Source organism: Bacillus sp. HU-1818 (genome assembly GCF_022695965.1).
GTDB lineage: Bacteria > Bacillota > Bacilli > Bacillales > Bacillaceae > Bacillus > Bacillus atrophaeus.
Window position 1 is genome coordinate 211,539 of record NZ_JAAPBE010000005.1, and the last position, 11,639, is coordinate 223,177.

At 46.2% G+C, this 11,639-nt stretch carries 11 protein-coding genes; 3 read left to right on the forward strand and 8 right to left on the reverse strand.

Features of this window, described 5'->3' with window-relative positions; all coding sequences use genetic code 11:
* Positions 1 to 212 precede the first annotated feature (212 nt).
* Positions 213 to 1,787 (forward strand): FMN-binding glutamate synthase family protein, encoded by a 1,575-nt coding sequence (locus tag GXP75_RS18205; protein ID WP_242557495.1) that lies wholly within the window; start codon positions 213 to 215, stop codon positions 1,785 to 1,787.
* Positions 1,788 to 1,822: 35 nt separating this feature from the next.
* On the opposite strand, the gene GXP75_RS18210 is transcribed toward GXP75_RS18205, so the two are convergent.
* Genes GXP75_RS18210 through GXP75_RS18220 form a run of 3 tightly spaced genes read right to left on the reverse strand, consistent with a single transcriptional unit; the run spans position 1,823 to position 4,904 of the window.
* A complete protein-coding gene (locus GXP75_RS18210) occupies positions 1,823 to 2,137 on the reverse strand; it encodes a YerC/YecD family TrpR-related protein (RefSeq protein ID WP_061573254.1) in 315 nt (104 codons plus the stop codon).
* Positions 2,138 to 2,139: 2 nt separating this feature from the next.
* On the reverse strand, positions 2,140 to 3,135 hold the full coding sequence (locus GXP75_RS18215; RefSeq protein ID WP_214916779.1) for a DUF3048 domain-containing protein: 996 nt from the start codon (positions 3,133 to 3,135) through the stop codon (positions 2,140 to 2,142).
* Between the two features lie 26 nt (positions 3,136 to 3,161).
* Complete coding sequence (locus GXP75_RS18220; protein ID WP_242557496.1) at positions 3,162 to 4,904, reverse strand: adenine deaminase; 1,743 nt, start codon at positions 4,902 to 4,904, stop codon at positions 3,162 to 3,164.
* Between the two features lie 130 nt (positions 4,905 to 5,034).
* Here GXP75_RS18220 and GXP75_RS18225 point away from each other — a divergent pair, with 130 nt between their 5' ends.
* Positions 5,035 to 5,265 carry a YgaP family membrane protein gene (locus tag GXP75_RS18225; protein ID WP_242557497.1) on the forward strand — a complete coding sequence of 77 codons (231 nt, stop codon included), beginning with the start codon at positions 5,035 to 5,037 and terminating at the stop codon, positions 5,263 to 5,265.
* A gap of 19 nt (positions 5,266 to 5,284) precedes the next feature.
* Here the strand turns inward: GXP75_RS18225 and GXP75_RS18230 are convergent, their stop codons facing one another.
* A complete protein-coding gene (locus GXP75_RS18230; RefSeq protein ID WP_242557498.1) occupies positions 5,285 to 6,535 on the reverse strand; it encodes an APC family permease in 1,251 nt (416 codons plus the stop codon).
* 145 nt (positions 6,536 to 6,680) lie between these two features.
* On the opposite strand from GXP75_RS18230, the gene GXP75_RS18235 reads away from it, so the two are divergent.
* Positions 6,681 to 7,103: an Lrp/AsnC family transcriptional regulator gene (locus GXP75_RS18235; RefSeq protein ID WP_010787839.1), complete on the forward strand. Its 423-nt coding sequence runs from the start codon at positions 6,681 to 6,683 to the stop codon at positions 7,101 to 7,103.
* 42 nt (positions 7,104 to 7,145) lie between these two features.
* Here GXP75_RS18235 and purD read toward each other — a convergent pair whose 3' ends face one another.
* From purD to purM, 4 genes are read right to left on the reverse strand one after another with little or no spacing between them, the layout of a single operon-like run.
* Entirely contained in the window at positions 7,146 to 8,414 is a 1,269-nt protein-coding gene (gene purD / locus GXP75_RS18240) for a phosphoribosylamine--glycine ligase (RefSeq protein WP_106046199.1), read from the reverse strand.
* 15 nt (positions 8,415 to 8,429) lie between these two features.
* Positions 8,430 to 9,968 (reverse strand): bifunctional phosphoribosylaminoimidazolecarboxamide formyltransferase/IMP cyclohydrolase, encoded by a 1,539-nt coding sequence (gene purH / locus GXP75_RS18245; protein WP_242557499.1) that lies wholly within the window; start codon positions 9,966 to 9,968, stop codon positions 8,430 to 8,432.
* A complete protein-coding gene (purN, locus tag GXP75_RS18250; RefSeq protein ID WP_242557500.1) occupies positions 9,965 to 10,552 on the reverse strand; it encodes a phosphoribosylglycinamide formyltransferase in 588 nt (195 codons plus the stop codon). Before purN ends, purH begins: the two co-directional genes overlap by 4 nt.
* Positions 10,549 to 11,589 carry a phosphoribosylformylglycinamidine cyclo-ligase gene (gene purM / locus GXP75_RS18255; RefSeq protein WP_242557501.1) on the reverse strand — a complete coding sequence of 347 codons (1,041 nt, stop codon included), beginning with the start codon at positions 11,587 to 11,589 and terminating at the stop codon, positions 10,549 to 10,551. Before purM ends, purN begins: the two co-directional genes overlap by 4 nt.
* Positions 11,590 to 11,639 lie beyond the last annotated feature (50 nt).

The window sequence follows — 11,639 nt, forward strand, 5'->3', positions numbered from 1 at the left end:
ATAACAAATTCACATACTGCGGAAAAACGGAAAAAGCAGTCATTCTCGTTATTCACTGAAAAAGACTGTTTGATTCGCCTCCTTATATATTTATCCATTAAATCTGCACTCTTTTCCGTTACATTTCCTGTCATATTCCCGCCTGTCAAAGTGTTATTGTTTGGAAACCGTCAAACAGTGGAAATGGTTACATAAAAAAGGAGTTTGAAAAGATGGAGAAAGTTATTATTGCCCTCATAGCATTATTAATCGGGATTCTTCTTATCCCAATAGCACTGTTGATCTGGATTTACATAAAGGATGAAAAACAGCAGGAACATTCTGTCCTCCGCAACTACCCCGTAGCAGGGAAAATCCGCTATATTTTCGAAAAAATCGGACCGGAGCTGCGACAGTATTTATTCAGCAATGATAATGAGGAACAGCCCTTTTCAAGGAGAGAATATGAACAAACCGTCATGTCGGGTAAATATAAAAGCAGAATGATAGGATTCGGGTCTGAAAGAGATTTTGATAAACCGGGCTATTATATCCGCAACTCTCTTTTTCCGAAACAAAGAGAGGAGCTTCGCGTCAGCCAAACACCCAAAATCCAAACCCAGGTATACAAAATTGACAAGGACAATCTGTTAAGACGCAGCGAACATACCGAGCGAATCGAAGCAGACCCGTATTTTCTTCACCCTGACGATGTTCAGGTCATCGGCGGGAATACATGTGAGAAGCCTTTTTATGTGAAGGGTCTTGTCGGCCAGTCCGCTATGAGCTATGGGTCACTTGGAGACCGCGCGATCACGGCATTGTCAAAAGGACTGCATCAGGCAGGCGGCACTTGGATGAATACCGGAGAAGGCGGATTGTCTGAGTACCACTTAAAAGGAGGCGCCGATATTATTTGTCAGATCGGACCGGGTCTTTTCGGGGTCCGTTCAAAAAACGGAGAATTTTCTTTTGAAGAGTTTAAAAAGAAAAGCCGGCTTGACCAAATTAAAGCGTTTGAACTGAAGCTCGCTCAAGGAGCCAAAACACGGGGCGGCCACATTGACGGTGTAAAGGTGACGGAAGAAGTTGCTGATATTCGTAATGTGGAACCCGGAAAGTCAATTGACAGCCCAAATCGTTTTCATGAATTTTCGAACGTTCCTGAGATGCTTGATTTTATAGAAAAGCTTCGGGACGTGGGCAAAAAACCGGTCGGCATGAAGATTGTGGTAGGGAATCCTGAGGAAATCGAAGAGCTTGTCTCCTATATGAAAAAAAGCGGAAAGCATCCTGATTTTATCACGGTTGACGGGAGTGAAGGCGGTACCGGCGCTTCCTTTCACGAACTTGCTGACACAGTAGGGCTTCCAATAATGACAGCGCTCCCGATCGTTGATACACTGCTCAGAAAATACGGCATGCGCGATAAGCTGAAAATTTTCGCTTCCGGAAAACTGCTGACACCTGATAAGGTTGCAATCGCTTTGGCACTCGGGGCTGATTTCGTAAATATTGCGCGCGGCATGATGTTTTCAGTCGGCTGCATCCGCGCATTGGTATGCCATACAAACACATGCCCCGTCGGTGTAGCGACAACTGATCCAAAGCTGCAAAAAGCGCTCAGCATAGAGGAAAAACAGCATCGGGTCTGCAATTACGTGATTTCATTACGAGAAGGCCTGTTTAACCTAGCTGCCGCGGCTGGCATTGATTCTCCGATTCACTTTTCCAAACAGCATATTACGTACCGAAAAACGGATGGCAGCACGTCCGAAACAGCCAGTCTCAAGCACTCCATTTCATAAAAAAACCGCCTTGCTGTGGAAGCAAGGCGGTACTCTTATGTTGAAGAAGATTCACTTTCCGTCTCCTTCACGCGGTCAAGCGCCATTTCATAAGCATCATTTCCATAATTCAAGCATCGCTTTACACGGGAAATGGTTGCTGTGGAAGCCCCCGTTTCTGTTTCAATCTTATGGTACGTATTTCCGTCGCGAAGCATTCTCGCAACTTCAAGACGCTGCGCCAAAGATTGAATTTCATTAATTGTGCAGAGATCATCGAAGAATCGGTAGCATTCTTCAAGGTCTTTGAGCGATAATATGGAATTAAATAGCTGGTCTAGCTCTTTGCCGCGTAATTTATCGATTTGCATCGTTACACACCTTCTCCTTTACTAGTGGAAGCTGCATCGAGATCAGGCACGATATTGATCCATGTCTTTCCCGGCACAAACGGAAGCACCTTGCCATCCTTTACAGGCAGAATACGACCGCTTTCATTTTTCCAGTCTGTCTCAATGGCGTTCCCGTGCTGAATCAGAAGACCTTTCCCTCCTGATTCAATGTCGATGCCCCGCCTTCCGTCTTGATCAATAATGTGATGGCTGGCTTCAACAATGAAAATGTTTTGCATGGCAACCGGCTTTCCGGTCTCCCGGTCTGTCGTTGTTACACCATCAGAGCTTCTCGTATAAGCGTCAGCTTTTTTATCATAATCATATTCGACAAGATTTGTAACGTTCTTTGTTCCATAATCTACCCGAACATTGTAAGATTCATTAGAAGGTTTTGCTTCTGATGTTTGAAAAGGAAGGGCGTTTGTTGCACCGTTCAGCTCATATCCTTTTTGCTCCGCAGCCTTTTTTATGTACTTATAAGACGTATAGGAATTGTGAGGCGGTTTGCTAAAATCGGCTCTCCAAAACAAGCTTCCGTCAAAATCCAATCCGTTTATATTGTCGGCAGCTCCGGACTCCAGCTGCTCTTTTGCGCCTGGGCTCCAGCCATGGTGGACAAAAATACTGTCAAAGCCGTTACTGAGAGTGACGAAATATTCCCTCGCACTCCGCACAGGTCCGACAGTCTCCGGCATCTGGCTTTGAAAAACGGCCAAAAACCGCGTAATCTGCCCTTCAGCAAGCGCCTCTATGACAATGTCAGCCTTATCCAGCCCTGATTGCGGCCTCGCCTTAGGATGGTTGTTTATGACAACAGCCACAGGCCGCCGTTCAGTCACTTTTTGCTCAGTCTTCAATCCCGTCAACGGAGCTTTTGGCTTCGTTGTTTTTCCTGGGAGAGAGTCCTTTTGCTGACAAGAAACAAGCAAAAAAAACGCGAAACATAGCATACAAACTGCCATCCATTTTTTCATGTGTTGGCTCCCTGCTCTTTTATATTTTAACGCATTATCGACGGAAAGAGTACAGTTTTTTTCATCACGTCGAAGATTCCCCTCGGCGTAATGCGTATATAAGGAAGATGAGTGCTCTGCAAAAAGAGCAGCGTATAGATAGGATCAGAAAATTGATAGCCTCTTTCAGCCAAAAGGGTTTTCAGCATTAATTCCTTTTCGAGCACAGTCTCGTACTTTTCGGAAGAGGCGCATCCGCATAAATGAAGCGGGATCTCGTGCAGAATTTCCCCGTTTTCCGCGAGGACAATTCCCCCTCCGATTTCTTTCATACGTGCAAAAGCAAGCAGCATATCAGCTTTATTTTTTCCAATCGCGATAATATCGCCGGTCGTCGTAAAGGAACTGACAAATCCCTGCACACTGGAGGCAAATCCTTTGACCATCGTGTTCACACGCCATTTCCCCTGCTTATCAAGCATTGTTAAGTAACATTCATCATGGTCAAAAGAAAGCTGGTCAACTGAATTGTCGATCGCAATCATATACGGTTCCATTATAACAGCATTTCGCATCTTCACACCCATCGGCATCGAAAACTGTAAATCATCCATCGTCATATCATATGACAGCTCTAACGGGACAAGACCGCCTTTGTTCCAATCCATCTCTGTAAACGCATTCATATTTCGGCCGTCTTCACGCAGGATCACGCCTTTTGAAAGGACGGTAACCGGATCAGGATTTGCAGGGTCATCAAGAATATTTAACGAGGCCAATCTCCCCGGCCCGACTACACCCATGTAATCATCAATCTGGTAATACTTCGCTATATTAAAGGATGACATATTATAGGCGTCAATCGCCGGCACACCTTCCTCCAGCGCAATCCGGATCATTTCATTTATCATGCCGCCCTTATAAAAATTAGGCGTCGCGCCGTCAGTCGTATAAAAAAAGTGATCGTACTGGCGGAAATTTCTTTCATGAAGATCTTGTAATATGTTTTTTAAATCAGGGCGGATCGAAGAGTTTCTGAGCGAGACATAATATCCAAGCTCTAATCTTCTCAGCACTTCATCCCCTGTCATCGCTTCGTGATCAGAATCGGCTCCGAACAGCTTCATTTTTGTAAGCGTTTTTTCTGAAGCTCCGGGAAAGTGCCCTTCAATACGCTTTCGATGCTTTTTAGTGGTTTGCATGCAGTGCAAAATTAAATCATCGCCGTCCATCAAACGAGGCCAGCCTGTCATTTCACCGCCTTGAAGAACATCCGGATGTTCCATCCACTGCTTTCGTACATCAAACGGCAAGATATGATCCTCATTGAGCACCTCTGTCTGAAGGTCATACCGAGACCACCAAAAATATTGAACAGGCTGCTTTTTCAGCTCGTTTAAAACAGTAAGCGCTTTCTTTTTTCCGCTTTGTAAAAGCAAAAATAAATTATCATTCACAAATGTTGTTGTTCCAAATTGAGACACATATTCCGCCAGCGTATGGGGATTATATATTTGAAAAGGATGAGCGTGCGGTTCGATATAACCAGGCACAATGTACTTTCCTTCACAATCAATCGTATGAATGTGACCTGCTTTATTTGGGAGGTCATCCCCGACATAGACAATACGGTCTTGGTAAATCCAAATATTTTTTTTCAGCCATTGTTTTAAAAAAGGATTTAAGACGAGAGCATTCCGTAAAAGGAGTGTCGGAAGAAGCTTTGAGTCTACAACATCGACCTGTGACCTGATGTCTTTATTTTTCCAGTTAAAGGTACGTTCGGACATTCACATACTCTCCTTTACATGTATTAGATTTATCGTATCACATCCTTACATATGACGCACGGCTAAAACGTTACAAATTTTTGAAGATTAGATTAAAAAACTTTTTTAAGTGAAAAGGAGCTTGAAATCAATGAAACAAAACATCAGTTTACTTAATGCCGTTTTCCGAATCGCCTGCGGGTTAACCCTTATGTCCGCCGCAGCAGCAAAGTATACCAGAAAGCCTTGGTGCAAAATGACTCTCTTCTGTATCTTTATGGGCGGCATGAAAGCAGCCTCCGGAATTTTACGTTTTTGCCCTGTCACTTATATGTGCCAAAACGCCGCAAGCACAAATCATAACGAGCAACAAGAAAAATAACAAGCCGACATTTGGCTTGTTATTTATTTTCTCTCCCATATTTCTTATACATCATCCCCGCTATCCCGAGCACAACCGGATAAAAGAAGGCCCAGCCGCTGAAACAGTAAATCCCCAAACATAAAACAAATGCAGTTAAAGCCAGCCACCAGCCGATATCCCTCCAGTGCAAGATCTTCAGCGCCGCCGCCAATGTAAACAAATAGGACGCGATAAACGCGGCACTTGGCCCTTTCAGCATAAACGCCGGATCAATCGGAAGCGCTCCGTTCACCGCCAGAACCAAGCCAAATACGATTCCGAGCCCTATCAGCACCCGCACCGGCGTATGGCTTTTTGATCTGAGCTTTTCAAAATAACGCGGAAAATGTCCCTCTCTCGCCAATGCGTAAACCATTCTTGAAAATCCGGCAATGTTCGCGTGAATCGTACTGAAGGTTATAAAAAGCGCCAGCCATGCGGTCACATAGACACCGCTTTTGCCAATTCCCTTTGACATTAACATATTGAGTGAGGCAATATTTCCGTTTCCGCCATAAGCGTGCGTTCCGATGGTCACGAAAGAAATCAGAATATACAATAGGGCTACACAGACGGCGGCTAAAAACAAGCTGACCGGAATGTCTCTTTCCGGACGCTTAAATTCTTCTGCCAGCGGCGTGATCATCTCCCAGCCGACAAACGAAAAAAAGATCACAACAGATGCCGAACCTGCAGCAAACCAGCCATGAGGAAGAAACGGCTGAAACGCAGTTGCTTTCACATGAGGAAGCGAGACAGCGGCGGCTAAGATCAGTAAAAGCACAATCATACAGATGACCAAGGTGCTGATTTTCGCGGACAGCCGCAGTCCCTTTATATTGAGAATAATAGATAATCCCAGCATACCGGCTGCTATAAGGGTTATCTGGCCATTCCCCGCTCCCGTGGCAGAACCGACATAATGCGCGCCGGCCAGCGCTATGATCGGCACTCCGATCGGTACTGACCCCATCATGATCCACCCTAAGACAGCGGCGGCTTTACTGTGAAAAGCAAGCTGAACATATGCAGTAATGCCTCCCGCACTCGGCGCTATTTTCACAAGCCGTGCCAGCGTGCCGACAAGCGGAAAGGACAATAAAGACATCAGCACCCATGCCAATAAAGAAGCCGGCCCCGCCGTATTAGCCGTGACGGAAGGGAGAATCAATATCCCGCATCCTAACACTGCCCCTATCGTCAGCGCAGTCCCCTGCACCCAAGTAAGCGAACGCCGTAAAGTTTCCATCATTGTTTCCTCCTTTTTTGCTCTGGCTTTATTATAGAAAAAGAAAATAGACAGCCATATGCTACAATTAAGAAAAATGAACCCGATGAAATTAATAATGAAGGAATCTATATGTTTCTGCTTAAAATAAAAAGGAGCCAACAAAATGGACCACACAGACTTACAAATCCTTTCGCATTTACAGAAAAACGCAAGACTTACCATGGTTGAGTTGGGGAAACTCGTCGGACTCAGCTCTCCCAGCGCAGCTGAACGGGTTAAAAAGCTTGAAGAAAAAGGAATCATCACGGGTTACAGCGCCAATATCTGTTTTGAAAAGCTAAACAAACAGGTCACAGCCTTTATCCTCATGGAACCGAAAAGCTGCAAACATTACGCCGCCTTCGCCCAAAGCCACCCTGACGTTGCAGAAAATCACCGCATTACAGGCATGTACAGCTATGTAACAAAGGTCGTCACCGAATCAGTGCATACACTTGAGGATTTTATCGACGCCTGTATGGACCACGGAAAACCGACGACATTAGTGGTTCTTTCCTCTTCAGCCTTTCAGCATGCCTTTGTCTGACATCAAAAAACCCGCAGCACAAAAACTGCGGGTTTTTTTATCTTATTTCTGAGAAGCCTTCAGTGCGCGGGCTCCGATGTCTTTTCTAAAAAACAATCCGGGCTTGATGATTTCGTCAACGGCTTGATACACTCTGTCTCTCGCCGCTTCAAAGGTATCATCAAATGCCGTCACATTTGCGACACGGCCGCCGTTTGTGACAAATGTTTCGCCGTCTGCTTTTGTTCCGGCGTGGAAGACAACTACTTGATCCTTGCTTGATGTGAGGCTTCCGATCGGCGTGCCTTTGGCATAGCTTTCCGGGTAACCTTCAGATGCCAGCACAACACTCACAGCAGATGTATCCTTCCATCTCAATTCAACCTGCTTCTCATCCAGCAGATCAAGAAGAACTTGCACAAGGTCAGATTCCATTCGCGGCAGGACAACCTGTGTTTCCGGATCGCCAAAACGGGCGTTAAATTCAATCACCTTCGAGCCGTCTTGTGTCAGCATAAGGCCCGCATATAAGACACCCGTAAAGGAACGCCCTTCTTGGACCATTGCTTTTGCCGCCGGTTTGACAATCGTCTCTACGGCGTGCTGAACGATTTCTTCTGAAATTTGCGGAACCGGAGAATAAGCACCCATTCCGCCTGTGTTCGGCCCTTTATCTCCGTCAAAGGCACGCTTATGATCCTGGGCAATCACCATCGGATAGACGGTTTCTCCCTTCACAAACGCCATAAGAGAAAATTCTTCTCCGGAGAGAAATTCTTCGATGACAACAGACGCGCTCGCATCTCCGAACTTTTCGTCTTCCAGAAAATCATGAAGGCACGCGATCGCTTCTTCTTCCGACATCGCTACAGTAACGCCTTTGCCAGCCGCAAGTCCGTCCGCTTTAATGACAATCGGAGCGCCTTTTTCCTGTACATAGGCTTTAGCCTCGTCAAACGAAGTAAATGTTTCGTATTCAGCGGTCGGAATTTGATATTTTTTCATCAAATCCTTCGCAAATTGCTTACTGCCTTCTATGATTGCCGCCGCTTTTGACGGACCGAAAACACGCAGGCCCGCTTTTTCAAATTCGTCAACAAGACCTTCGATTAAAGGAACCTCTGGCCCGACGATTGTTAAACCGACGTTGTTTTCTTTTGCAAACGCAACGAGTCCGGCGTGGTCATTTTCCTCGATGCTGACAAGCGTAGCTGAAGATGCCATGCCGTCATTTCCCGGCGCTGCAAATACAGTATCAATAAGGCTGCTTTCTGCCGCTTTCCATGCCAGCGTGTGTTCTCTTCCGCCTTTACCGATGATTAATACATTCACGTCGTTTTCATCCCCTTAATGTTTGAAATGTCTGATTCCGGTAAACACCATGGCAATGCCGTACTCATCCGCTTTTTTGATAGAATCTTCATCACGGACAGAACCGCCAGGCTGAATGATAGCTGTGACACCAGCTTTTGCCGCTTCTTCGACAGTATCAGGCATCGGGAAGAAAGCGTCAGATCCAAGCGCGCTGCCTTTCGCTTTTTCTCCGGCCTGTTCAATCGCGATTTTCGCCGAGCCGACGCGGTTCATTTGTCCTGCGCCTACGCCTACTGTCATGTTGTCTTTTGCAAGTACGATCGCGTTTGATTTCACATGCTTCACGACTTTCCAAGCAAGCTTAAGGTCTTCCCATTCTTGTTCGTTCGGTTCCCTTTTTGTCGGGATGCTGATTTTTGCGTCATCAAATCCGTGCATGTCTAAATCTTGAATCAATAGTCCGCCTTGAACGGAAGTAAGCTGTTTCTCTTTTTTAACGGAAGCTGATACATCTAATGTTAAGAGACGCAGGTTTTTCTTGGACGTTAACACCTCAAGTGCTTCTTCACTGAATGAAGGCGCAATAATGATTTCTAAAAAGATCTTATGCAGCACTTCCGCCGTTGCCTTGTCTACTTCACGGTTAAGCGCGATAATGCCGCCGAAAATAGACGTTTCATCTGCCGCAAACGCTCTGTTAAACGCTTCTGCAATCGTTTTGCCGGTTCCGACGCCGCATGGGTTCATATGCTTGACCGCAACTGCCGCCGCCTCTGTAAACTCACGTACAATTTGGACCGCCGCATCGGCATCTTTAATGTTGTTATAAGAAAGCTCTTTGCCGTGCAGCTGTTCAGCTGATGCGATTGAACCGCTTGCCGGCAGCGCGCTTTGATAAAATGTCGCTTCTTGATGCGGGTTTTCTCCGTAGCGAAGAGATTGTTTTTTCTCAAAAGTCACTGTGTATTGCTCTGGATCTTTTTCGCCGACAAAGTTTGTTAAGTATTCGGCGATAAGCGCGTCATATGCAGCCGTGTGGCGGAAAACCTTCGCCGCCAGTTCGCGTTTTTTCTGAAGAGAAACGCCGCCTTCTTCTTTGATTTGATTCAGGACCGGACTGTAATCAGCAGGGTCGACGATGACCGTAACATCCTGATGGTTTTTGGATGCGGCGCGCAGCATGCCGGGTCCCCCGATATCAATGTTTTCAATCGCATCTTCATAAGCGACATCCTCTTTAGAAACCGTTTCTTTAAAAGGATAGAGGTTGACTACAACCAAGTCGATCGGAGAAATGCCGTGCTCATTGATTTGGGACATGTGCTCTTCATTGTCACGCACGGCAAGAAGTCCTCCGTGAATATTCGGATGAAGCGTTTTTAAGCGTCCGTCCATTATTTCCGGAAAGCCTGTTACTTCAGAAATCCCGATGACGTTCACTCCGTTTTCCTGAAGAAGTTTTTTCGTGCCGCCGGTTGAAATGACTTCAACGCCAAGCTCTGTTAGTTCTTTCACAAAAGGGACAAGATTCGTTTTATCTGAAACACTGATTAGTGCGCGTTTAATTGTCATTGCTTTTCACCTCTGTTGTTTAGTCCTAATAGCTCTTTGATTACGCTAGGATAATGCTTATGCTCAAGTTCGTGTATGTGTTGTTCAATTGTTTCCAATGTGTCGCCTTCTGCGATTTCGACTGCCTTCTGGGCGATGATCGGCCCTGTATCCATACCTTCATCGACATAGTGAACCGTAATGCCTGCCACCTTCACGCCTGCGCGGTACGCCTGGCCGACAGCGTCAATTCCAGGAAACGCAGGCAGAAGAGACGGATGGATGTTTACGATTTTCCCGCCGTATGCCTTGAGCAGAGTGTCACCGATCAATCTCATATATCCGGCAAGCACGATTAGTTCAACCTCATGGAGGCGGAGCTGTTCTATAATTGCGCGCTCAAACGCGGGCTTGTTCTCATATGATTTCGGCTGGAATGCAAACGTCGGGATGCTGAATGCCTCCGCACGTTCGAGCACCTTTGCCTCTGGGTTGTCACACACTAACAGTGAAACCTCAGCATCCCAGTTCTCTTCTTTTAACCGAGTGACGATTGCTTCAAAGTTCGAGCCGTTTCCGGATGCAAATACCGCAAACTTTTTCATGAAAGAGACGCACCGCCGAAAGTGACGCCTTCACCCTGTTTGACACGGCCGATTAAGTAAGCTTTTTCGCCATGGGCTTCAAGTGTTTGAATCACATCAGTCAGATGCTCTTCTTTTACGGCAAGGACAAAGCCGATGCCCATATTAAAGACGTTGAACATGTCTTCCTCTTTCAGCTTGCCGCGCTCCTGTAAAAATGTGAAGATCGACGGAATCGGCCAAGAGCCGTGATCAATTTCTGCGCTTAAGCCTTCAGGCAGCATACGGGGCAGATTTTCGATAAAGCCTCCGCCAGTCACATGCGCCATGCCGTCGATCTTGCCGCTTTTGACAGCTTCAAGCACAGGCTTGACATAAATTCTCGTCGGCTCTAACAGCTCTTCGCCAAGAGGGCGCTCGAAAGCTTCATATGTTTCATTCAAGTTAAGCCCTGCGTCTTCAAGAAGAACCTTCCGCACAAGCGAAAATCCATTGCTGTGCAAGCCGCTTGAGCTGAGGCCGATCAGAAGATGCCCTTCTTTGATATTTTCGCCCGTAACGATTTCATCCTTTTCGACAACACCGACTGAGAAACCGGCGATGTCGTATTCTTCAGGTGTGTACAAACCAGGCATTTCGGCCGTTTCTCCGCCGACAAGCGCAGAACCCGACTGTTCACATCCATCGGCAACGCCTTTTACGATTTGTTCAATTTTTACGGGATCTGCTTTCCCGACAGCAAGATAGTCGAGGAAAAACAGCGGCTCCGCTCCTTGAGCAAGCACATCGTTTACACACATTGCCACAGCGTCTACGCCGATCGTATCATGCTTGTCCATTGAAAAAGCAAGTTTCAGTTTTGTCCCCACTCCGTCTGTTCCTGAAATAAGAACCGGCTTTTTATAAGGCAGCTCTGATAAATCAAACATGCCGCCGAATCCGCCAAGACTACCCATGACACCAAGTCTTTTTGTGCGCTCCACATGTTTTTTCATCCGTTTTACAGCTTCGTACCCGGCTTCGATGTCAACTCCTGCGTTTTTGTATGCTTCAGACATCACAATCACTCCTTTTTGCGCGCTTCGTAATTCCCGCTTACCATTCTTTG

Coding starts and splice junctions, on each gene's coding strand:
- purN (WP_242557500.1), bottom strand. CDS start 10,552: ATGAAAAAGTTTGCGGTATTTGCATCCGGAAACGGCTCGAACTTTGAA.
- GXP75_RS18215 (WP_214916779.1), bottom strand. CDS start 3,135: ATGAAAAAATGGATGGCAGTTTGTATGCTATGTTTCGCGTTTTTTTTG.
- purH (WP_242557499.1), bottom strand. CDS start 9,968: ATGACAATTAAACGCGCACTAATCAGTGTTTCAGATAAAACGAATCTT.
- GXP75_RS18235 (WP_010787839.1), top strand. CDS start 6,681: ATGGACCACACAGACTTACAAATCCTTTCGCATTTACAGAAAAACGCA.
- GXP75_RS18210 (WP_061573254.1), bottom strand. CDS start 2,137: ATGCAAATCGATAAATTACGCGGCAAAGAGCTAGACCAGCTATTTAAT.
- GXP75_RS18220 (WP_242557496.1), bottom strand. CDS start 4,904: ATGTCCGAACGTACCTTTAACTGGAAAAATAAAGACATCAGGTCACAG.
- GXP75_RS18205 (WP_242557495.1), top strand. CDS start 213: ATGGAGAAAGTTATTATTGCCCTCATAGCATTATTAATCGGGATTCTT.
- GXP75_RS18225 (WP_242557497.1), top strand. CDS start 5,035: ATGAAACAAAACATCAGTTTACTTAATGCCGTTTTCCGAATCGCCTGC.
- purM (WP_242557501.1), bottom strand. CDS start 11,589: ATGTCTGAAGCATACAAAAACGCAGGAGTTGACATCGAAGCCGGGTAC.
- GXP75_RS18230 (WP_242557498.1), bottom strand. CDS start 6,535: ATGGAAACTTTACGGCGTTCGCTTACTTGGGTGCAGGGGACTGCGCTG.